The organism is Flavobacterium sp. KH_001, from assembly GCF_057840745.1.
On the sequence record NZ_CM174520.1, the window covers coordinates 3,575,554 to 3,597,619 of the forward strand.

The 22,066-nt window shown below is 34.8% G+C and carries 18 protein-coding genes; 15 read left to right on the forward strand and 3 right to left on the reverse strand.

Features of this window, described 5'->3' with window-relative positions; all coding sequences use genetic code 11:
* Nucleotides 1-25: 25 nt before the first annotated feature.
* Nucleotides 26-1,435: an NADP-dependent phosphogluconate dehydrogenase gene (gndA, locus tag AC3ITQ_RS15475; RefSeq protein ID WP_489235066.1), complete on the reverse strand. Its 1,410-nt coding sequence runs from the start codon at nt 1,433-1,435 to the stop codon at nt 26-28.
* Nucleotides 1,436-1,895: 460 nt separating this feature from the next.
* Between gndA and AC3ITQ_RS15480 the strand changes: the two genes are divergently transcribed.
* The 9 genes from AC3ITQ_RS15480 (at nt 1,896) to AC3ITQ_RS15520 (ending at nt 11,444) form a co-directional block, all read left to right on the forward strand.
* Complete coding sequence (locus tag AC3ITQ_RS15480) at nt 1,896-2,336, forward strand: putative quinol monooxygenase (protein ID WP_489235067.1); 441 nt, start codon at nt 1,896-1,898, stop codon at nt 2,334-2,336.
* 78 nt (nt 2,337-2,414) lie between these two features.
* Nucleotides 2,415-3,584 (forward strand): MFS transporter, encoded by a 1,170-nt coding sequence (locus AC3ITQ_RS15485; protein WP_489235068.1) that lies wholly within the window; start codon nt 2,415-2,417, stop codon nt 3,582-3,584.
* A 65-nt stretch (nt 3,585-3,649) separates the two neighbouring features.
* Nucleotides 3,650-4,225, forward strand: coding sequence for a nicotinamide riboside transporter PnuC (gene pnuC, locus AC3ITQ_RS15490; RefSeq protein WP_489235069.1), 576 nt, complete (start codon nt 3,650-3,652; stop codon nt 4,223-4,225).
* Nucleotides 4,197-5,207: an AAA family ATPase gene (locus tag AC3ITQ_RS15495; RefSeq protein ID WP_489235070.1), complete on the forward strand. Its 1,011-nt coding sequence runs from the start codon at nt 4,197-4,199 to the stop codon at nt 5,205-5,207. The genes pnuC and AC3ITQ_RS15495 overlap by 29 nt, the downstream gene beginning before the upstream one ends.
* Before the next feature lie 25 nt (nt 5,208-5,232).
* On the forward strand, nt 5,233-6,825 hold the full coding sequence (locus tag AC3ITQ_RS15500; protein ID WP_489235071.1) for an AAA family ATPase: 1,593 nt from the start codon (nt 5,233-5,235) through the stop codon (nt 6,823-6,825).
* Nucleotides 6,813-7,784, forward strand: coding sequence for a hypothetical protein (locus AC3ITQ_RS15505; RefSeq protein ID WP_489235072.1), 972 nt, complete (start codon nt 6,813-6,815; stop codon nt 7,782-7,784). Before AC3ITQ_RS15500 ends, AC3ITQ_RS15505 begins: the two co-directional genes overlap by 13 nt.
* Nucleotides 7,777-9,540: a DUF58 domain-containing protein gene (locus tag AC3ITQ_RS15510; protein WP_489235073.1), complete on the forward strand. Its 1,764-nt coding sequence runs from the start codon at nt 7,777-7,779 to the stop codon at nt 9,538-9,540. The genes AC3ITQ_RS15505 and AC3ITQ_RS15510 overlap by 8 nt, the downstream gene beginning before the upstream one ends.
* A complete protein-coding gene (locus AC3ITQ_RS15515; protein ID WP_489235074.1) occupies nt 9,533-10,108 on the forward strand; it encodes a hypothetical protein in 576 nt (191 codons plus the stop codon). Before AC3ITQ_RS15510 ends, AC3ITQ_RS15515 begins: the two co-directional genes overlap by 8 nt.
* On the forward strand, nt 10,095-11,444 hold the full coding sequence (locus tag AC3ITQ_RS15520; protein ID WP_489235075.1) for an AMP-binding protein: 1,350 nt from the start codon (nt 10,095-10,097) through the stop codon (nt 11,442-11,444). Before AC3ITQ_RS15515 ends, AC3ITQ_RS15520 begins: the two co-directional genes overlap by 14 nt.
* Before the next feature lie 3 nt (nt 11,445-11,447).
* Here AC3ITQ_RS15520 and AC3ITQ_RS15525 read toward each other — a convergent pair whose 3' ends face one another.
* On the reverse strand, nt 11,448-11,924 hold the full coding sequence (locus AC3ITQ_RS15525) for a hypothetical protein (protein WP_489235076.1): 477 nt from the start codon (nt 11,922-11,924) through the stop codon (nt 11,448-11,450).
* A 387-nt stretch (nt 11,925-12,311) separates the two neighbouring features.
* On the opposite strand from AC3ITQ_RS15525, the gene AC3ITQ_RS15530 reads away from it, so the two are divergent.
* The 5 genes from AC3ITQ_RS15530 (at nt 12,312) to AC3ITQ_RS15550 (ending at nt 17,771) form a co-directional block, all read left to right on the forward strand.
* Nucleotides 12,312-13,103 (forward strand): polysaccharide lyase, encoded by a 792-nt coding sequence (locus AC3ITQ_RS15530; RefSeq protein WP_489235077.1) that lies wholly within the window; start codon nt 12,312-12,314, stop codon nt 13,101-13,103.
* Nucleotides 13,104-13,850: 747 nt separating this feature from the next.
* On the forward strand, nt 13,851-14,534 hold the full coding sequence (locus tag AC3ITQ_RS15535; protein ID WP_489235078.1) for an SDR family NAD(P)-dependent oxidoreductase: 684 nt from the start codon (nt 13,851-13,853) through the stop codon (nt 14,532-14,534).
* Nucleotides 14,535-14,550: 16 nt separating this feature from the next.
* Entirely contained in the window at nt 14,551-15,969 is a 1,419-nt protein-coding gene (locus AC3ITQ_RS15540) for an SDR family oxidoreductase (RefSeq protein ID WP_489235079.1), read from the forward strand.
* 265 nt (nt 15,970-16,234) lie between these two features.
* Complete coding sequence (locus AC3ITQ_RS15545) at nt 16,235-16,888, forward strand: GNAT family N-acetyltransferase (protein ID WP_489235080.1); 654 nt, start codon at nt 16,235-16,237, stop codon at nt 16,886-16,888.
* A 232-nt stretch (nt 16,889-17,120) separates the two neighbouring features.
* Nucleotides 17,121-17,771, forward strand: coding sequence for a GNAT family N-acetyltransferase (locus tag AC3ITQ_RS15550; protein ID WP_489235081.1), 651 nt, complete (start codon nt 17,121-17,123; stop codon nt 17,769-17,771).
* Nucleotides 17,772-17,862: 91 nt separating this feature from the next.
* Here AC3ITQ_RS15550 and AC3ITQ_RS15555 read toward each other — a convergent pair whose 3' ends face one another.
* Nucleotides 17,863-20,577 carry a S8 family serine peptidase gene (locus AC3ITQ_RS15555; protein WP_489235082.1) on the reverse strand — a complete coding sequence of 905 codons (2,715 nt, stop codon included), beginning with the start codon at nt 20,575-20,577 and terminating at the stop codon, nt 17,863-17,865.
* Between the two features lie 562 nt (nt 20,578-21,139).
* Here AC3ITQ_RS15555 and AC3ITQ_RS15560 point away from each other — a divergent pair.
* Nucleotides 21,140-21,970: a M57 family metalloprotease gene (locus AC3ITQ_RS15560; protein ID WP_375031773.1), complete on the forward strand. Its 831-nt coding sequence runs from the start codon at nt 21,140-21,142 to the stop codon at nt 21,968-21,970.
* Nucleotides 21,971-22,066 lie beyond the last annotated feature (96 nt).

A 22,066-nucleotide genomic window follows, 5' to 3' on the forward strand; every position in this document is an offset into this window, starting at 1 on the left:
TGTGTGTTGTGTTGCTTATAGTTCCTTATTCAGACCATTGGGTGTGAAAAACACCTGTTGTATCGATTCTTTCGTAAGTGTGAGCGCCAAAATAATCGCGCTGCGCCTGAATTAGGTTTGTTGGTAGATTTTCAGATCTGTAGGCGTCAAAATAAGCTAATGAATTCATAAGCCCTGCTACAGGTAATCCTTTTTGAACAGCAAATTGAATCACGGCTCTCATTCCTGCCTGGTTTTCGGTTAATTTTGAAGCAATTCCGGCATCCAAAAGTAAGTTTGGTAAATCTGTTTTTGCAACATATGCTTTTCTGAAATCTTCTAAAATGTTGGCACGAATAATACAGCCACCGCGCCATATTTTGGCAACAGTTTCTAAGTTTAATCCGTAATTGTATTCTTTAGATGCAGTATGTAGCTGCGCCAATCCTTGTGCGTAAGTCACGACAATGGATAAGTATAAAGCTGATTTTAATGCCGCTATTGCCTCGCTTGTATTTACATCCGTTGCTGGAGCGTTCCAAACAAGTTTTTTGGCAGCTTCAATTCTTTCCGGTTTCGTTTTAGACATATCACGCATAAAAACGGCTGCATCAATAGTTGGAATCGGCACTTGTAAATCCATTGCGTTTTGCGAAGTCCATTTTCCTGTTCCTTTAGATTTTGCCCAATCCGAAATTTTATTGATTAGTCTGCTTCCGTCTTCGTCTTTTTGTTTCAGAATGTTTCCGGTAATTTCGATCAAATAGGATTTAAGATCGTGGGTTTGGTTCCATTCTTCAAAAGTTTTCTGAATAGTATCTTCATCTAAATTATAACCTCTTTTCATAAGGTCATAAATTTCAGAAATCAATTGCATGATTCCGTATTCGATTCCGTTATGAACCATTTTTACATAGTTACCGGCCGATCCGTTTCCTAAATATTCTACGCAAGGTTCTCCATCCACTTTTGCTGCAATAGCTTCAAAAATAGGGCGAAGTCTTTCGTATGCTTTCTGATCACCACCTGGCATCATAGCAGGACCGAATCGCGCTCCTTTTTCGCCTCCTGAAATTCCCATTCCAAAGAAATGAATTCCTTTTTCAGATAATTCCAAAAATCTTCTGTCTGTATCGGTAAAAAAAGTATTACCACCATCAATTATAATATCTCCCTTGTCTAAATGCGGAAGTAAACTTGCTATTGCGCTGTCAACAGGCTTTCCTGCAGGAACCAGTAACATAATAGCTCTTGGTTGTTGAATAAGTTCTACAAAATGTTTAACATCTGTGGTTGCTTCAATGGTATCATTAGGACCGGCTTCTTGTTGAAGAGAATTAACTTTTTCGGTATCTAAATCTAAACCTGCTGCTGTAAAGTTATGGCTCGCTATATTCAAAAGTAAGTTACGACCCATTACACCTAATCCTACAATTCCAAAATCAAATTTGCTCATAGTTTTCAATTAACTAAAATTATTATAAAATGTTTTTCTGAAAAAAGGAGTAGAAAAAATAGTAATTCTTTTTCGTTCAGTTCTTTGCAGAAAAAACAAAGTTTGGCTCGATCTTAAATTTTAAGATCTACCGCGCTAAGTTAGAGAAAAATGATGAAACATTGCGTGATTATTAGCCCACTTTAAGGACTATTATGTTACTTTTTTATGTGTGAAAAATACATTTAGAACCCCATAATACCGTTGTTTGTTTATGAATTATTAGTCTTTGAAGTAAAACCTGAAAAATACTTCAATGAGATCTTAAAAGCGATTAAACAAAAAATAGGAACGAAATAATCCGGGAATCTGAATATCATAATGTAAAAACAAAAGGTAAGGAAGCGAGAAAATAATGCTAAAAATCCCTTATATTAGAGATTTCAAATAAACAAACGTAATAATTAAATTGAATTTGCACATGGAAAAGTTTATCCTCAACCTTCAAAACAGACTTTCAAAAAGTAATTTTTTGCATTTAATGATTATGACTATAATTTTTACTTCGAATTCTATCTCAGCGCAAAAAAAAGACATGATGATTCGCATTTCAGAAATTGAAATTTATCCTGAATATTTATCGCAATATAAAGCAATATTAAAAGAAGAGTCTTCGGCTTCAGTAAGGTTAGAACCGGGAGTGTTGGCCATTTTTCCTATGTACCAAAAGAAGGATTCTACCCAAATAAGAATATTAGAAATGTACGAGGATAATGATGCCTACCAATCCCATTTAAAAACACCTCATTTTCTAAAATATAAAACAAGCACAGTTAAAATGGTTAAGTCATTAAAGCTGATTGATATGGATGCAATTGATCCGGAATCTATGAAAATGTTGTTTAGGAAAATGAATGAATAGTTAATGAATTTGTTATAAAAACATATAATCCGCTATTTCATCAAAACGAGTATATTTGGTTTTTTTTAAAATTCCGGAATGTCACAAAACAAAAAATCAATCTACACGCTACAGTTTATATTGCTCTGCATGAGCTCTCTTTTATTCTCTTCCAGTTTTAACATGATTATACCGGAGCTTCCCAGTTATTTGAGTAGTTTGGGTGGAGCGGAATACAAAGGACTTATTATTTCATTATTTACCCTTACAGCGGCGATATCACGTCCGTTCAGCGGGAAACTTACGGATCGATGGGGGCGCGTGCCTGTCATGGCTGTAGGTTCTGTGGTTTGTCTGATTTGCGGCTTTTTATATCCAATTTTAAGTTCCGTTTCCGGTTTTCTTCTTTTACGATTAGTTCATGGATTCTCAACAGGATTTAAACCTACAGCAACTTCTGCCTATGTAGCAGATATTATTCCTCAAGAGCGATGGGGAGAAGCATTGGGTATGCACGGATTATGTTTTAGCATTGGCGGAGCTTTAGGACCATCAATAGGAAGTTTAATTGTAAATGCTTATGGAATGGATGCCATGTTTTACAGCTCTTCGTTTCTCGCTTTTTTATCTATCATTATAGTGATGAACATGAAAGAAACGTTAGCAGTAAAAGAAAAACTCCATAAGTCTATGTTTTATATCAGCCGAACGGATATTATAGATATTGGAGCACTTCCTGCCGGAATAATAACTTTTTTCTCTTATACCGCATTTGGATTAATACTTACTTTAATTCCGGATTGGAGCGAACATTTGGGTGCAGTAAATAAAGGAATATTTTTCACTTCTTTTACAGCAGCATCCGTTTTGGTGCGGTTTGTTGCGGGCAAAGTTTCTGACCGATACGGGAGAACGAGTGTTATACTTGTCGGATTAATAGTGACTGCTTTTTCGTTATACATAATAAGCGAAAGTACCAGTGTTACGATATTATTAGTAGGAGCAGCGATTTACGGAATGGGTACTGGTACCTTGTCACCTGCCATAAATGCATGGACAATAGATCTCAGTAGTCCACAACATCGAGGGAAAGCCATTGCGACAATGTACATTTCTATGGAATTAGGAATTGGTCTTGGAGCGTTGATTGGAGGTAGTTACTACAATGATATAATTGAGCGTATACCACTTATAATGAAAATTGATATCGTAATACTATGCGTAGGTATTCTGTATCTTTTATATTGGAGGAGATTAAAACAACATTAATGAGTCAAATGTTATTCTTCGCTCATTAAAAATTTAATTCATTATTATATCTTTATCTCCATATTATGGATCAAACTGTAGAAATTTTTGGCGCAATTTTCGGATTTCTTTCCGTCTATTTTACTATCAGACAAAACATCTGGTGTTGGTATTTTGGGTTACTTCAGGTAACACTTTATTGCTTTGTTTTTTATACCTCAAAATTATACTCCGATATGATTTTGCATGTTATTTATATTTTTCTACAATTTTACGGCTGGTACAATTGGAAGTACGGTGGCTCGAATAAAACTATTTTAAAGGTAACATTGCTAACCCATACCATGTTTTGGATTGGCCTGACTGTTTTAGTAACTGCTCTTTTAGGATATGTTATGCAAACCAAAACCGATGCATCCTTTCCTTATGAAGATGCGTTTATAACAGTAGCAAGTCTTGTTGCTCAATATTTGATGATAAAAAAAATATTGCAATCCTGGCTGTTTTGGATAATAGTTGATGTGGTGGCGATTATCATATATGCTTATAAAGATTTATATTTTACAACCGTTTTATATGTGCTTTTTTTAGTGATGGCTGTAATGGGCTACTTAGAATGGAAAAAAGCCTACAATGAAGAATTTGCATATGAAAGACCATAAAGTTGGATTGACACTAGGGAAATTTGCCCCATTTCATAAAGGGCACCAGTTATTAATAGAAACGGCTATTAAGGAGATGGATGAAGTGATCGTGCTAATTTATGACGATCCTGTAATAAATATTTCTTTGGCAACCAGAGCCAGTTGGATACGCGAAATATACCCAAATATTGTAATTATTGAAGGTGTAAATTCGCCTAATGATACCGGGTATACGGCGGAGATTATGAAAATTCAGGAAGATTACGTTTTAAGTATTTTAGATAATCGTAATATTTCCCATTTTTACTCGAGTGAACCTTATGGCGAACATATGAGCATTGCACTGAATGCCATAAACAGACAGGTTGATGTGAGTCGGAACATAATCCCGATATCTGCTACAAAAATCAGAAAAGATTCCTTTAAACATAAAGATTTTGTTCACCCAAAAGTCTATAATGATTTGATTACGAAAGTGGTATTGCTCGGTGCGCCGTCAACAGGTAAAACGACTTTGGCAGAAAAATTAGCCGTGCATTTTGATACGCAATGGATGCCGGAATATGGAAGGGAATATTGGGAGAAGCATCAGGTCAATAAAAGGTTAACTTTAGAAGATCTCTTAAAAATAGCTGAAGGTCACATTGAAAGAGAAGATGCGCTGGTATTACAATCCAATCGATTCTTGTTCTCTGACACCAATGCCATTACGACCTATTTGTTTTCGCTGGATTATCATGGAGATGCCTTAGCAGAATTAGAAAATTTAGCAAAAGTGGCAGAAAACAGGCACGATATAATCTTTGTGTGTGATACTGATATTCCGTATGATGATACCTGGGACAGGTCGGGTGATGTGAAAAGAAAAGAATTTCAAGAAAAAATTATAGAGGATTTAAACACCAGAAACCTTAATTATCATATGCTTAAGGGTAGTGTTACCGAAAGAATTGAACAAGTTTCAAAAGTATTGTCCGCGAGAGAAAATAATAAATTTTAATCTAACCCAGAACCAAAATAGAGCCATGTCTGACTTATTCAATAAAACAATGGGGTTTTTTAAGAAAGTCCCGGAATCGCCTACGAATCCGCAAGATGTTAAAAGCAACAAGAAATTTCAAGTAGAAGATCTTTATTCAAGTGATGATCCTCAAAATGAATCTGGCGATTCCATTACGCTGGATGAAAAATTGCGTCAGGCTTATTTTTGGATAACGAATACGGCCATTATTAGTCCGTATTACGATATCGAATTCAATGATGGCGATCCTAAAAAGTTTTTATTTGGAGACAGTAAAGTCCCTGTTTACTTGCCTACAGATCAAAGTTATTCGAGCTTCGTGTTAATGCCTTTATTGAATCTGGCAGCAAGAGGTAAATGTCTTATTGTAGGTGGGCCTGGACGTGGAAAAACGGCAACTTCTGTGTTGATGGGATTGTTGGCCGGATATGATAATAAAGATGTGATGCGCGCTATTCAGCACGGTCAGCCTCAAATGACAATTTCAGATTTATTAGGACATCCATTACCTTCAGATATGGTAAAGGCTGAAAAAACATCAGATATTAGAATTGCCTGGAGAAAATGGTTAGGAATGAGGGTAAAAATCATTGATGAATACAATCGAATCCCGACCAGAACACAATCTGCTTTATTAACCGTTTTGGCAGATAACTATGCCGAAATTTTCGATCAGATTTATGAATGTCCGGATGGTGCATGGTATTTGACAGCCAACGATGATGCCGGTGGAGGAACGTATCAGGTTATTGAAGCCTTAAAAGACAGGATTGATATTGTAATTAGGGCCATGCATTTTAATACAAGATTTGTTGAAGATTTATTACAGCGTATCGAACTCAATTTTAAGCCGGAAGCGATAATTCCGGAAGAAATTATTTTCACGGAAGAAGAATTAAATACTGTAAATAAGCAAATTAGAGGCGTACAAATCGACCCTGAATTGCGTAAACGCCTCGAGTTTTTCTGTCGTCAGTTTGAGTTTTTCGAACCAGCTTCGAACCGATTGGAATACATGACCAAAGACACCGCAAAATTGTCTGGAATGGACATGCGTACTCTTTTTAGAAAAGAAACCGGAAAAGACCCTATTAAAGATTTAGGTTCGCAGGCAAAGAATGGTTTGTCGGTGAGAAAAATCATGACTTTGCTAATGTTTTCTAAGGCATTGGCCTATTTTAGAGGAAATAAAAAAGTGGAATTAGAAGATATCAGACAAGTGTTACCCTTCATTTTGCATGATAGTTTAACGCCACATTTAGAATCGCCATTTTTCGATCAGGCAGGAAATGAAGTTTACAGAGTGGATAGAATTGTATGGTTGCGAAACCTGTTCGATTTATCTTGTGATGAATATGTGAGTCAGGATCTGGATAGAAATGATCCCGTTGATCGATTTGAAGAAGAGTTTAAAAAAGGACTTGAGAATATATCTTCAAAAGAAATTGATAACCGACTTTTAAATATTGAGAAGCAACTACAGAAATGGTCTGAAGAGAAAAAGCTGTACGGTTACAGAGCAGATGATATTTTAAAATTAAAGTATCTGCACCAACGTTATACAAATTATAAAAGATGGCTGCAATGGAAAAAATAAGCTTTCCACCACTTATTGCAGAATTAAGCGAGAAAAGTTCCTTGTACAATCAACGGTACAATGAGAGCGAAATGAAGTATGGCAGTTTGCCGGCTCATATCATTGCCAATTGGATGGTAGAAGTTGTGGAACCTATTGTGAAAGAAACGGTTGCTTTAAATGCAGCTCCCGAGAAAGTTCATGAAGTAGTAAAAGCACTCTATCAGGAATCATTGAAATTAATCGGAAACGGTTCTGCAATTCGCTATAAAGAGGAGTACAGGCAAGCCTGGCTGCTAATGGCAAAAATGCCGAATTTGTTAGTGAAATTTCCAATAAAAACCATTTCGTTATTGAGTGATGTTCTTTCCGGCTTTCATTTGTATGCTCCCGAAAAAATAACAGCTTGGTGCCAACTTATGAGCACCAGTAGTTTAGAGGTTAAAACGATTGAAGATTTTAAAATTGTGGGACGTATTTATGCATGGAAGTGCGGTATGGCACATTTGAGAAACCGCTTAAAAGCAGATTTCGATCAACTTTCTGAGAATCTGCAGGAAATTGTTGGTACCAGTTTGGGATCAGATAAAAATACAATCCAATTTTTTGAAAATCCATGGACAAATAACAACACAAAATTTGAAGGTGTTCAGGGAGGTTTTAGAGCAGAAACCGGATTTTTTGAGAATCCGCCAAGACTGGCGCAAATCGACGGAAATATATTTGCAACGGATTCAGTAAGTAGCTATGCGGTTTTTGCCGATCAGTTTGGAAAAGTTTTAATTCCGGCAAATACGGTTGATGCAACTTATATTTTATCTAATTCCAAGCGATTAGAAACTTTGGAAAAATGGCTTGGAAAAGACAGTGATAAAATTGATGCAGATAACATTTCATCTGTAGTAACAACAGAAAACACTTTGGTCTTTACCTTGAAAAATTCTTATTTTTTATACTTATTCAGTCTTGGAAATGGATAATCAATCTGAAATAGAAGAAACATTAGTGTCATGGAAATCACAATGGCAACAGGCAAAACTGGAGTGGAATCCTTTGTTGCGTCTGCAGGAACCTATTTGGTGCCTTTCACATCAGGACGCCTGGAAAGAGGGACTAACGGGTAGTTTTGCCATGATTCGATTAAATGATCATCGGATTGTAATCAATTTAGAAGAAATTACAGAACGTGGTATTACGGATTATGCTATTGAAGTGTTAGCGCACGAAATTGGCCATCATATTTTTGCGCCTGCCAATTTATACGATAATGCTATTTTACTGAATCGGATTCGTTTTGCGCTTCCGGGTATTGAAGACAGGGCACCTATGGTATCTAATTTATATACCGATTTTTTAATTAATGATAAATTACAGCGCGTCAATAAATTAAGAATGTCGGAAGTTTATAAAGCGATTAACTCCGAGGATAATTTTACTGAGTTGTGGACGCTAATGATGCGGACTTACGAATATTTATGGCGTTTAAACCGTGGCGAACTAGCAACCAATTTATCGTTTCATAGTAAAAGAATAGATGCCGATGCTTCATTATTAGCGTCTTTGATCAGAAGTTACTCAAAAGGCTGGATTCACGGAGGAGGCAGGTTTGCTGTGATGCTGTATCCGTACTTAATGGATGACAAAAAATTTGAAGAGGCACGCAAAAAGATTTTAATAATCTTAGATGCAGAAGATGCAGGCAAAGGAGCTATGTATATTTCGGGTATGACCGAACTCGATTTGGAAGGTTATGATGAAGTAATCGACATGCGAAAAGAAGCCCTTAGTTCAAAAGAAAATGAGGGTGATAAAAAAAATAAGGGTAGTCTAGGGATAGAAAAAAGTCAGAGGGGTGGCCAGGGACCAAGAGAAGGCTATATGGGACCTGGAAATTATATTGATTTGATGAAACAGGTCAATCCAAAAGCAGATGAACAGCGTTTGGTTAATGCTTATTATAAAGAAATTGCTTTGCCTCATTTGATTGATTTTCCTGTAGAAATTTCAGAGAATAAGTCTATGGATTTACCGGAAGGACTGGAAACCTGGGATATTGGAGACGCCATTGAAGAAGTAGACTGGCTGCAATCTGCCATTACATCACCCACAATTATTCCGGGATTAACGACTCAAAAGAGATCCTACGGTTCAGATTCTGATAACAGCATTTCAGAAAGTCCGCTAAATATATATTTAGGAATTGATTGTTCCGGTTCGATGGGAAATCCGAGGCATAATTTTTCATGGCCCATTCTGGCAGCAACCATTATAGGATTATCTGCCTTACGTGCTGGAGCATCTGTTATGGGATGTCTCTCTGGTGAACCGGGAGATTATTTAGAAACAGATGGTTTTATTACAGACGAAACCGATTTGCTGACGACCTTAACCTCTTATTTAGGTACAGGTTATGCCTATGGAATTGAACGATTACGAAAACCATTTGGAGAGAAACCAAATAAAAAATCACATATCGTAATCGTGACTGATAATGATATTTTTAGTATGTTAAATGCTGACACACACACAGACCAAACAAATTGGGAATTGGCTGAAATTGCATTAAAAAATGCTGGCGGGCATGGAACTATGGTTTTACATTCTCCTCCCGACTATAATAATGATTTAGTAAGGAGATTACAAAAAATGGGCTGGAGGGTATACTATGTTACAAACGAAACAGAACTTTTAAAGTTTGCAGCTGAATTTTCACAACAAAATTACGCCTATGTCTAAATATGATGTTTTTGAATTAGTTACGTATTTGCGAAAATGTCCGGATACCTTATTAAAGGCTTCTGATTTTTTTTTAGAGGAGGGATTAAATTCTATGGCTTTGGTATACGATACATACAGGCTTGTAAGTAACGATTTTTTGCGAAATGATTTTAAAATACCATCCAATTTAGGGACAATTAGTGATAATCATTGGCGGGCCATTCATATTTCGACCTGGTTGCTTTCTAATCAGTATTTTATAAATAATCCTGTTATAGAAGATAAATTATATAACTTTTGGTTTGTAGAATTACAACAGGCTTCGGCCTATGTAAAGTTCAATGAATGGACAAATGATGAGGAACGTGCAGAAGAAATGGTGCGCTTGTTATTATATTGTTGTGAAATTATGCCGTACGGTGAAAATCAGGATGAGGCGGCAGACAAATTATCCTCTTTCAGCAGTGTTGAAAGACATAAAGTTTTAAAACAATCGTATGAAGCGCATGAACGAATAATGAAAATCAAACGGGAAATGGAAGAGCAAAAAGCCAGAGAAGCCGCAAATACGTATGGCCGTGAGTAGTGGCCCACAAATAGCATTGACAGATGAGGAACGTTTTCCGTTGCTTGATGACCTAAGTTTTTTAAATGCACTTAGACAAGATGTTTTTGCGCCAAAATTTAATTTTAAAAGTGGTGATCGATTAAATGCCGTTCAGCTTTCAAAAGTTCATTCTCATAAAAATAAATATTATAATAAGAAGGTATTTTGGAACGAAAGAGAAGCTCCATTTTGGATAGACAGTTATTTGCAATGGTGTATTGAAACAGTGCCATTTTATCAAAACAAAGGGAATGATTTTGATTCTTTTCCAACTATTTCAAGAGAAGATATTAGAAATCTCCCGCATTTATTTGTTTCTAATGAAGCCAATTTAGAGGAATTGTTAGTGTATCACACTTCCGGATCTACCGGACCAAAATTAGATGTACTTTTTGATGCAGTTGCTCAAGCCAGCTGGTTACCACAAATAGAGTCTGTTTTAAAAGACTTTAATGTTGCTATAACGGAAGGCAAAAACACAGCTGCAATTGCTTTAATCTGCGCCCAGGAAAAAACACTAACTTATGCTTCTTTATCAACGTACTTAGGAGGAGCGGGGATTTTAAAGATAAATCTAAATCCTTTAGAGTGGAATGAGCCTGATCATGCTGTAAAATACCTTGAGAAGTATAATCCCCAAATTCTTACCGGTGATCCTATAGCGTTTATGGCATTGTTAGATTTAGAACCTCAGTTAAATCCAAAAGCGTTGATATCTTCTGCGATGAAGTTGACGACAGGCACAAAAAACAAATTGGAAAATTATTTCAAATGTCCCGTGATAGATCTTTATTCGCTAACCGAATGTAGAAATATAGCGTATGCTGACGGAATTGGACATAAAGTTATTCGACCAGATTTGTATCTGGAAATTTTTGATGAACATAGGGATGTGAAGCTTCCGTATGGAAAAAGGGGAGAGTTGGTGGTTACGGGAGGTAATAATCCTTTTCTGCCCTTAATACGGTATAGAACAGGTGATTTTTGTAGTTTGAAAATGGAAAATGGAGTTCCGTTTTTAGTTGATTTGGAAGCTCGAAATCCGGTTGTTTTTTATACAAAATCGAACCTCAAAATTAATAATATCGATATCTCTAATCGTTTATCAGAATTACCTTTGGCAGGTTTTAAAATGCATCAGAGAAAAGATAAATCGATTGAATTTCTGGGCTATTCTAATGAAGTTACTGCGGAGGATATCAGTGAAGTATTGAAGACGATTTTCAAAAATAATATTGATGTCCTTGTTGATATTCAAAAAATATCTCAAAATAATACAGTAGAAAAAACGCTCTATTCTTCCGAGTTGATATAGTTGTTAATTGTCTAGCTCCACTTTGAATTTACCAAAATAAGGTTCATCAGCCATTAGGGAATGTCCAATCACTAAAATATGATCTCCTTTTTGTTTTAAATCGATTTTTAAATCCATTCCAAACGGTCCGTCTGAGGATTTATCAGGGAAAATAATTTGGTTGAAACGGATGTTTCCTTTTCCTGTAGTTGGAAGAATCTGTGCTTTCAGTTCGCCTAAATTTTCATTTTTAAATTTTATGTAAACTTTAGAATGAACAGAATCTAAAGAACCTTCAGCTATATAGAGATCTTTTTCATTCTTATAGACCATAAAAATGGTGTCGCCTATTTGTTTGTTTTCTTCTTTTACTTTTTTGTTTTCTTCTTTAGTTTTCTCTATCTGAGTTGAATCTGAAATTTCGACAGCACTTTGCTTATTTTCTTTTTGTTGACAGGAAAAAAAGGAAATAGATAGGAGAAGTATTAAGAAATTTTTCATGACAGTATTTTTAATATTTAATATTTCAAAATTAATTCTTTTTAAGAGATATTCTTTATATAATACCATTTAGATCTTGTAAAATTTAGAAGAATTGAACTCCTTCGCAAAAGAATTTGTAGCAATCCTTGCAAAATATTCTTTGTTAAATTCTTTGATTAGTTAGCTTTAATTTTTTGCACTTTTTTACTGGCGTACTATTTAAAATCTAAAATAGATAGGGAAATATAAAGTGTCCGGACTTTTGTGTACGTAAAAACGTACTTTACTTTCCGTTGTGAGAATCCTTATTTACCAACTTTACAGCATTATTACTATCCCCTAATGATTGTAGATGCGATTTGTAATAATCTAACTATTTAATTATTAACCATTAACCTTTTAAAAATGAAAAAATTATTAAAATTAACAAGTTTGCTATTTGTTATAGCAGTAGTGTTTAATTCCTGTGAAAAGGAACAAGACGTAGACGTACCGCAAGCCGTTAACAAAGAAGTATCCAAAAGTGGTGTAAACGATGTATCTCAAAGCGCTAAGGACGCCGCTCCAATGGCCGCTGCAGCAGGAGGTGGTGCCGGAGCCAGAACGATTACATTGAAGACAAATACGCTATCGTGTGGCGGTGGTTTGTGTACATCATTTGGAGTTTGGTCAGAAGGTGTGTACACCGTTTGGTTCCAGATGAAATTTAATTCCGGATTTTATTGGAGCAGAGGTGGTAAATGCGGATATGGTATACTGATTGGTGATCAGAATACCGGTGGTGATCCAGGATGGGATGGCAATGGTGGTAGTGCCAGATTCATGTGGTATTGCCCGAACGGATCAAACAGTGCTAAAGGAAGCGGAGCTTATCTGCAACCTTATGTCTATTATAGAGATCAGCCAGGACAATTTGGTAATGATTTTGGAAAAAAGTACTACATACAGGAAGGAGTAACATATAATTGTCAGATTTCTGTTAAGTTAAATACCGGATCAAATACTAACGGATATGTCAAATATTATGTAAATGGGACGGAGTTATTAAATCAAACAATTCGCTGGGTGACTAACGATTCGAAACGAAATGTTAATGCAGTAAGCCTTCATACTTTCCGTGGCGGAAGTCAGGAATACTGGAAAGCTCCGGTAACAAGTTCTATTTATTATGCCAGTGCAGCCTGGGATGCTCAATAAAAGCCTGACTTTAAAAACAATTGAGAGAATAGATAAAAAATCAAAACGCCATAGTGTTTATTAATATACTGCTAACAGCATTGGTTGTGTTAGCGAATTAGTTGAGTACGTTTTGAAATTCATTTTTTATTATTAATGCAAAAACGTTAAACTGTTTAGTTTAACGTTTTTTTTTATAAATATTTCGTAATGTAGAATTTTCAAAGTCGGGTAGTTATCCCAATTATTTGAGCAGTTTGGATGGAGCAGAATTTAAGGGCTTTTTATTTCACTATTTAGACTTACAGCTCTTTATTTCTTGCTTTTTTATCTATAATTATAGTAATGAACATGAAGGAAACTTTAGAAGCAAAAGAAAAACTTCTTAAAGCTATGTTTTATATCGGCCGAACTGATATTGTAGATATGTTACGATACTATTAATAGGCGCAGAAGTTTACGGAATGGGCACAGGTACATTGTCTCCCGCAATAGAGGAATAGACAATAGATCTCAGCAGCCCACAACAGGGTGCCTTTTTTACGGATGTTTAAGATGTATAAGCTTAATTTGTACTATCATAATTAAAATAATGTTTTGTTTAACTTTATTGTTAAATAATTAAACAAAAAGAACTACCTTTAACATGGTAATCCAATTAACTCAATTTGATTGGTAGCTGAATTGTAACAAATAAGTTCTGAACTGTATTGAAACTTTACATGTATCAACAAAAATTTATTAACAGGTAGTTTAAAATGCTAAAAGATGAAAAAGATTGTAATTATAGGAGGCAGCAAAGGAATTGGAAGTGCTATTTTGCTTCAGCAATTAGAATATAATTTAGTGTATAATATCAGCAGGAGTACTCCGGATATTACTCATCCTAATCTGGTTCATTTTGGTATTGATGTGCTCTGTGATATATTACCGGAGATTGAGGATATTGATACTTTAATTTATTGCCCGGGGTCTATCAACCTCAAGCCTGTGTTAAGCTTAAGCCTTGATGATTTTAGAGATGATTTTGAAATTAATGTCATTGGTGCTGTAAAGGTTATTCAAAAATACCTGCCCGTATTAAAAAAAGGAGATAATCCCTCTATTGTTTTATTCAGTACAGTTGCTGTAAAATTAGGAATGCCTTTTCATGCCAGTATAGCTGTTGCGAAAGGAGGTATTGAAGCACTCGTGAAATCTTTAGGTGCCGAGCTTGCTCCTGTGGTTCGTATTAATGCCATAGCACCAACTATTACAGAGACTTCTTTGTCAGCTTCGATTCTGCGTAATGAGCGCATGAAAGAAAACATGATAGAACGCCATCCTATGAAAGATTACCTGAAACCGCAAGAAGTGGCGCATATGGCAGATTATTTAATTTCAGATAAGGCGCAATCAATTTCAGGTCAGATCTTTCAAATGGATTATGGTCTGGTGAGTTTTAAATTATGATGAATAAAAAATAAAGATGAAAATTCTCTTAACCGGCGCTACAGGCTATATAGGTAAACGGCTCTTGCCATTGCTCTTAGAGCAGGGGCACGATGTCATTTGTTGTGTAAGAGATAAAAACAGGTTTTATTTTCCAAATAAATTTGAGGAAAGAGTTAAGGTTGTCGAAGTGGATTTTCTAAATGCGGAGAGTCTGACAAATATTCCCGATGATATTGATGCGGCGTATTATCTGATTCATTCCATGTCTGGTTCTGCTTCAAATTATGATGAACTGGAAAGTATCTCAGCAAATAATTTTCTGGAAAGAATAACCAAAACTTCGGCTAGACAGATAATTTATCTTAGTGGTATTGTAAATGATGCGTCATTATCCAAACATTTGTCTTCCAGAAAAGCAGTAGAGGATATTTTAAGAAACGCCACAATTCCAACAACGACTTTAAGAGCAGGAATTATTGTAGGGTCGGGCAGTGCCTCATTTGAGATAATTCGTGATTTGGTTGATAAACTCCCCGTTATGATTACTCCCAAGTGGCTCAATACCAAATGCCAGCCAATAGCGATTTCGGATGTATTACAATTTTTAACCAAATCGCTGCTAAACCCGCTGACATACAATCACAGTTTTGACATTGGCGGGCCGGATATCCTCACTTATAAGGAAATGTTACTACAATTTGCCAAAGCTAAAAAACTAAAAAGATACATTTTTACAATTCCGGTAATGACGCCAAAACTATCTTCTTACTGGCTGTATTTTGTGACTTCTACTTCTTATAAATTAGCTACCGCTCTGGTAAGCAGTATGAAAGTAGAAGTTGTCTGTAGTGATAACCGAATAAATGCGCTCTTGAATGTAAATCCAATTTCATATAAGGAATCCCTGGACAGAGCATTGGTAAAAATAAAGGAAGATGATATCGTTTCGAGCTGGAAGGATTCTTTGATAAGCGGTCAGTTTCAGGGAAATGTAAATCAGTATCTCAAAGTTCCCAAAAAAGATTGTTTTATTGACAGACGAAAAAGAGAAATTATAAACCGTTCTTATACTATCGACAGAATTTGGTCTATTGGTGGCGAGACAGGATGGTACTACGGAGACTGGCTTTGGAGTTTACGTGGATTTATTGATAAGATTTTTGGCGGAGTCGGAGCCAGGAGAGGCAGAACTCATAAAAATGAAATACATCCCGGTGATGCCTTAGATTTTTGGCGCGTAGTATATGCCAATAAAGAACAGGGTAAATTAGTGCTGTATGCAGAAATGAAATTGCCCGGTGAAGCCTGGTTGGAATTTAAAATCATTAACAATACCTTATATCAGGCAGCCACTTTTAAACCAAAGGGAACATTAGGAAAATTGTATTGGTACAGCGTTTTGCCTTTTCACGGTTTTATTTTTAATGGAATGATTAATAAATTGATTGGTTAATTAATTTGCATTTATTTGCTTATACCTTATTTTTTTTCTTTAAAAACTTCATTTACTATGTGCTCCTAAAATTTGATCAAAATGATATGATCTTATCATTTTGATAAGGATATCAGTATGTGTAAGATAATCTACTGTTTTGCAAATTGCTGATATACAGAGTGTAGGTAGTTGGGTTGCCAATAATGGTATATAAATTGGATATACTGTTTTTGTATTTCTCAGCCAGTTAGTATAATTAAAATCGAGGAATACTAAATCACTTATGAAAACCCAACAACGCATTATAGATTTTTCAGGCCAAGATTTTCTTCGACCTGATTCTTTACGAAACAAAACAATACTGTTGCTTAATGAAAAAGTTTCTGATCAAATAGATTTCACCGTTCAAGTAGCCAACGCTGATCACGTCTTTTGGATAGAAGAAATTTGTGATGCGACGTCAGCATCTGCTAAAGCCAGGGGAACCGGGATTTCAGGACGCACTCCGGAGTTTCTGGGTACAAAAATGATTAAAGGTGAAGCTGTTATTGCTTTTGCACCAGATGGTAGATGGGCAGGTTTTTCTTTTATATCTTCTTGGGATAATGATCGGTATATTTCTAATTCGGGATTAATAGTCGCTCCTGAGTTCCGACATACTGGTCTTGCAAAAAAAATTAAAAGAAAAATTTTTGAGTTGGGCCGCGAGAAATATCCCGAGGCGATAATATTTAGTCTGACTACTGGTTCGGCTGTGATGAAAATGAACCACGAACTTGGTTTTGAGCCAGTCACTTATTCAGAGTTGACTGCAGATAACGATTTCTGGGAAGATTGTAAGTCTTGTGTCAATTGCCCAATATTAATGTATAAAGAAAGAAAAAACTGTTTATGTACAGCCATGCGGTATAACCCAAAAGAAAAGCAGTCTCACTAATGGATTTTGGACTCTTCTTTAATTTTTTATCACTGGATTTCAGCTATAAAAATCAGTCAATAATGTCAATTTAAAAGAACTATGAAAGTAAATAAAACAAGAAACAAGGAACTTACAAAACTATATTTATCAAATAAATCTATGCGGAATAAAGACAGGATTATCAACATAATGGTATTTACCATCGTATTTTTTATTACTGTTCTGATGATCTCTCAAATAGTTTAACGTTATGAAAATTATAAATCCTTTAATAAATGCTAATATAAACCTTACCAAGAAAGGTTTTTTCTTTTCAAGTATACACCAAACGACAGTGATGTCCGTTGAATCAACTGAGGAGCTTATTGATTTTACCGTAGAACGCGCCAGATCTTCTCATACTTTCTGGATAAAACAGATATGCGAAGTTACAAGATCTTCTGCTGTAAACCGGGGAACCGGTATTTCAGGACGTTCTCCTGAACTGCTGGAAACAAAAATGAAAAAAGGAGAAGCAGTCATCGCTTTTGCGTCAGATGGGAGATGGGCAGGTTTCGCATTTATTTCTGCCTGGGAGCATGGTAAATATGTTTCTAATTCAGGGCTTATTGTAGCACCTGAATTTCGACATACGGAACTTGCAAAAAAGATTAAAGGAAAAATTCTTGAATTGAGTAGGGAAATGTATCCTGATGCTAATATTTTTAGTTTAACCTCAGATCTTGCTGTCATGAAGATCAACCATGAATTAGGATTTGAACCTGTTTCTTTCTCCGAACTGACTTCTGATAAAGTATTTTGGGAAAGCTGTAAATCATGTGTAAACTGTCCAATATTACTGAGTAAAGAAGGAAAAAATTGTTTATGTACGGCTATGCTTTATGATTCAGGGCAAAAATAAATAATAAATCTCCATAATACCTGATTGATATTTAAATACAGCTTGTAGAAATAGGGTAAATAATTAGACCAGTAAAATACCTGTCTTTAGTTTAAAAAACAATAATTTTTCCTGTTTGCATTTTACCAAGGGTTGTGGTTATTTTATAAATATAAATTCCTGATGCAGTATTCTTAAGATTGATGTTACTCTTTTTAGAAAGTAAAGTCGAAGTGATGATGTTTTGTCCACTACTATTATACAAATAGAAAATAGCATTTTCCTCTTTTTTGGCTTCAATATTCAATTCGTTGTTTTTGCTTAAGAGGGTAGGATAGATAAAAAACAAATCATCGCCCAAATAATTAGTATCAAGAATCTGAGAAGGGATTACGTTATCATTTTCTAAAATTATGTTTATTTTATATTTATTACTGCCCTTTGTGGGGGCAGTATCATAAAAAGAGAATGTTTTTGAACTTACATCATTCATTATATTAATAACACTTTCGGTATTATTGATGATTTTTACTAACTCAATTCTTTTGATATTATACAAGCTGAAAAGGTGTGCATCAATTTTTACTTTATTCTCTTCAAAAACTTCAGCAAAAGTCAATTCGAAATAACAATTTGAATTTTGATCATAATGTAAGGTTGCCTCACTTTTTATTCCTTCGCTATTCTCAAATACAGGAACAACAGTGTAGATTTTTCCGTCAGTATAGGTATAAGTAGCATTACTTGTTTGTTCTTTAAATTCTAAATGGTCTTCTCTTAGTTGATAAATATTAAAAGAAGTAACACCAATAGGTTTGTCCCAATTAATTTCTGTTGTGCCATCGCAAACTAAACTTGTATTGATATTTAAATCATAAGAAATCGTGAAGCTATCAGAAATATAATCGGTATTATCAATGGTCATTTTTATTTTTGCTTTCGAAAATTTTTGCTCTTTTGGTGTGTAAGTAAATTGTTCACTATCCAGGTTAATACCATTTGCTATAATTTCCCATGTTTGACCGTTATTATAACTAATAGATAATTGTCCTGAAATACCAGAAAAAGAAGAATTCCATTTGAAAGGGGAAATTGTCTTGCCATCAAAAGGGAAGTTGTCATTATTAATGGGGTAATTCCATTCAAATCGATTCTTCAATTCATATTCGTAAGCAATGCTGTATTCCTGACTAGTATTGGATATATATGAACCAATAATCTTGATAGTACAAGTTCCTGATACAGGGTTTTCAATAGTGACTTGCTCCGCAGTGTTGCTTTTATCTTTTCCTCTTACAGCTTGCTGCTGGGGAGCATCCGGATTAAGAATCCAGGGCAAGAAAGTAGTATTGTCTGCCGAAATGACTTCTAAATCTAAATCGTTTACCAAACTTATATTACTGTTGATTGCAGCGGGTAAATCGTTCCAAACTAATGTGATTTTTAAGTTTTTTGCATTTGTCGGAATTGTAATAGTATGCGAATTTGTCTGACCGGATATCAGGTTAGCAGATATAATTTTATTTTCACTAATCGTTTTTAAACATTTATCGGCATTTATATTACCATAACCGTAGGTGAAATCCGGGCCAATGTTGCCTAAGTCTTTTGCACTATTAATTAGAATTGCTTTTGTAAGGGCATTAGTCAGAGAGCCATTGTTTATGGCTGTATAATGTTGCTTCATAAGTGTAATAATTCCTGTAGCCAAAGCTGTAGAATTTGAAGTTCCTTGTGTACTAAAGGCTACTAACTCCGGTTTTATTCGTCCGTCATAGGCTGGACCCTTTGAAGAAAACGGCATAATTATTTCGTTTTGGTCAATACACCCCAATACGATGCTATTTTTAGATTGCTTGAAATTACCTGTAATAGTTTTATAACCTTCAAATCCAACATTACCAGATGAAAAACAGTGAGTCAAATCAGGATTTGAGTACAATTGAGAATCATAAGCATTCGCGAGTGAGCCATAAAAATTTTCAATTACAGTACCGTACGAATGATTTTGTGTGGTGGCACCTTGTAGTGTTTCCACTTCGTCAGGATAGAGATTTAAAAAGTCAGACGATTGTATTTTTGCTTTTTGTGCGACACCTTTTCCCAGGGTAGAACTATTTCCTAATCCGGAAACTATAGTAGCCATAGCCGTCGCGTGATTTGATACAATAGAAGATTGTGTAAAAGAAGGCACGTGCTTGTTTAGGAGATCAATATCATTTAGATCAAATAGATCATCTTTGATCGCTACAATTTGATTTTCGCCTAAAATGAGAGGATAATTACTATTTGCTTTATTTATATTATTTATACTGAAATTTTGATCTATTATTTTTGATTCGACTTTTGGCAGCAATGATTCTTGTGAAATAGAAGATACATAGCTTAAAGCAATAATCTCATTGATAAGTTTTTTAGAGTCACTTTTTAACAGCACAAAATGATTATTTAGTATTTTGATATCAGAAATATTGATTGCTCTCAAATTACTAATTAACGCGTTTATGCTATCAGTTGCTATTATGTAGTGTTTGTATTCAGTATGATTTGAAAAATTTGATGGTAGTTTCCATAAATTATTAATCGCGAGAATTTTTTTTAAAGGCTGATGAGATTTTAAATTTTGATTCTCGACAATACAAAAAGTACTATCCAATTTTTTTACAATCTTGTATTTGTTTTGATGCGCATTTTCTAAAGATGTAAAATAGTATTTCTCAAATTTTTCCGGTTTTTCTTTTTTTATGTATTGTTTCCATTTTTCGGCGCTCTGTGAAAAACTGAGTGCAGTGATCATAAAAAAGAGAAGAGTAATTTGTTTGTTCATTTACTATAGATGTTAGGGCAATTGCAAAGATTCTTATCAATGGTGAAAAAATGACCATTGGATTTATTTATTACTTTTTAATTGACATAAATCAAAGATGAAATTTTTATTCAATGATTTATATTCTTAGCTAGAATGGTAGTAGGCAGGTCAAAGTTATTAAATTATTTGTAATAAAAGTATGCGTTTTTATTTGATTCCCCATCTTCGAAAACCATAAGGGTATTATCCTTCTTTGTAATCTGCTTTAGATTTTTAAATAGTATCAATAATAGCCAGGTCATTTTTAAGCAAATACTAAATAAATTAAAATGTTGAGAGCATTTTTAATCGTAATAGGTTGATTTGTATTTAATTACTGATTTTATTGGGCTTTACGGAATAATCAGAGAATTATTATTAAAAAGGTTTATGCGAATATCGGGTAAAAAGTGTTAAATAGTGTTTTTATAGGTATTTTAATCTTAAAATTAAATAGATTTGGCCATAAATACTGTTAATATTTTGTAAAGACCCCCTTTTTACCAACTTATTTAAAAACCCAAATAACCTATTTATTATTATGAAAAAAATTAAATCAATTTTAGCTCTTTCATTTATAGCGCTAACGATTTTGTCCTGTAATAAAGACGATCAGGCAGATCAATCAAACCAGGAATCTCTTAAGGTAACGCCAGAAGTGCTTAATAAACTTCGAGCCCTTTCATTAAATTCTACAGATGTTCAAGTGATTAAAAACACTAAGCTGGATGGTACAACTGAGGATGCGTTTCTGATAGAAGGAGATATTATCATTACTCAGGATCAATTGAACAAAATGGATCTTCACGGAGGTATTACTACAGAGCAATACCGAACGACTAATTTAGTTTCTACACCAAGAACTATTAAAGTTGTAGGATTATCAGGAACCGGTACATCAGCTTTGAGTGCAAATATGCGTGCTGGACTACAAGCTGCAATAAACAGATACAATAACCTTGGATTGTCTATTAACTTTACGCTAACTTTTAGTTCTAGTACGTCAGGTGCAAACATTGTTGTCCGCAGACAAACTGGATCTGCCGGAGGTGTAGCAGGTTTTCCTTCAGGTGGAGCGCCTTATAATTCAGTTACATTATATTCTGGATTAGATACTTACTCAACTGGCGTAAATGCACACGTATCTGCACACGAAATCGGACATTGCATTGGTTTACGTCATACAGACTGGTTCAGTCGTCAAAGTTGTGGACAGAATTCAAACGAAGGAACAGCTGGTGTTGGAGCAATACTTATCCCTGGAACACCTTCAGGATATGATGCGACTTCTTATATGAGAGCATGTTTCGGTTCAAGTGAGACTGGAGCGTTCAATGCTAACGACATTACTGCTCTTAATTATTTATATTAGAAATTGAATTAAGGTGGTCTTTGCAAAATACAAGAGGCTGTTTCACATAATTTGTGAAGCGGCCTCTTTTTACGTGAAGTGCAAATTGATTAATCT

Excerpts from the sequence above, each read along its gene's own strand:
- gndA (WP_489235066.1), bottom strand. The coding sequence starts at position 1,435 with ATGAGCAAATTTGATTTTGGAATTGTAGGATTAGGTGTAATGGGTCGT.
- AC3ITQ_RS15480 (WP_489235067.1), top strand. The coding sequence starts at position 1,896 with ATGGAAAAGTTTATCCTCAACCTTCAAAACAGACTTTCAAAAAGTAAT.
- AC3ITQ_RS15485 (WP_489235068.1), top strand. The coding sequence starts at position 2,415 with ATGTCACAAAACAAAAAATCAATCTACACGCTACAGTTTATATTGCTC.
- pnuC (WP_489235069.1), top strand. The coding sequence starts at position 3,650 with ATGGATCAAACTGTAGAAATTTTTGGCGCAATTTTCGGATTTCTTTCC.
- AC3ITQ_RS15495 (WP_489235070.1), top strand. The coding sequence starts at position 4,197 with ATGAAGAATTTGCATATGAAAGACCATAAAGTTGGATTGACACTAGGG.
- AC3ITQ_RS15500 (WP_489235071.1), top strand. The coding sequence starts at position 5,233 with ATGTCTGACTTATTCAATAAAACAATGGGGTTTTTTAAGAAAGTCCCG.
- AC3ITQ_RS15505 (WP_489235072.1), top strand. The coding sequence starts at position 6,813 with ATGGAAAAAATAAGCTTTCCACCACTTATTGCAGAATTAAGCGAGAAA.
- AC3ITQ_RS15510 (WP_489235073.1), top strand. The coding sequence starts at position 7,777 with ATGGATAATCAATCTGAAATAGAAGAAACATTAGTGTCATGGAAATCA.
- AC3ITQ_RS15515 (WP_489235074.1), top strand. The coding sequence starts at position 9,533 with ATGTCTAAATATGATGTTTTTGAATTAGTTACGTATTTGCGAAAATGT.
- AC3ITQ_RS15520 (WP_489235075.1), top strand. The coding sequence starts at position 10,095 with ATGGCCGTGAGTAGTGGCCCACAAATAGCATTGACAGATGAGGAACGT.
- AC3ITQ_RS15525 (WP_489235076.1), bottom strand. The coding sequence starts at position 11,924 with ATGAAAAATTTCTTAATACTTCTCCTATCTATTTCCTTTTTTTCCTGT.
- AC3ITQ_RS15530 (WP_489235077.1), top strand. The coding sequence starts at position 12,312 with ATGAAAAAATTATTAAAATTAACAAGTTTGCTATTTGTTATAGCAGTA.
- AC3ITQ_RS15535 (WP_489235078.1), top strand. The coding sequence starts at position 13,851 with ATGAAAAAGATTGTAATTATAGGAGGCAGCAAAGGAATTGGAAGTGCT.
- AC3ITQ_RS15540 (WP_489235079.1), top strand. The coding sequence starts at position 14,551 with ATGAAAATTCTCTTAACCGGCGCTACAGGCTATATAGGTAAACGGCTC.
- AC3ITQ_RS15545 (WP_489235080.1), top strand. The coding sequence starts at position 16,235 with ATGAAAACCCAACAACGCATTATAGATTTTTCAGGCCAAGATTTTCTT.
- AC3ITQ_RS15550 (WP_489235081.1), top strand. The coding sequence starts at position 17,121 with ATGAAAATTATAAATCCTTTAATAAATGCTAATATAAACCTTACCAAG.
- AC3ITQ_RS15555 (WP_489235082.1), bottom strand. The coding sequence starts at position 20,577 with ATGAACAAACAAATTACTCTTCTCTTTTTTATGATCACTGCACTCAGT.
- AC3ITQ_RS15560 (WP_375031773.1), top strand. The coding sequence starts at position 21,140 with ATGAAAAAAATTAAATCAATTTTAGCTCTTTCATTTATAGCGCTAACG.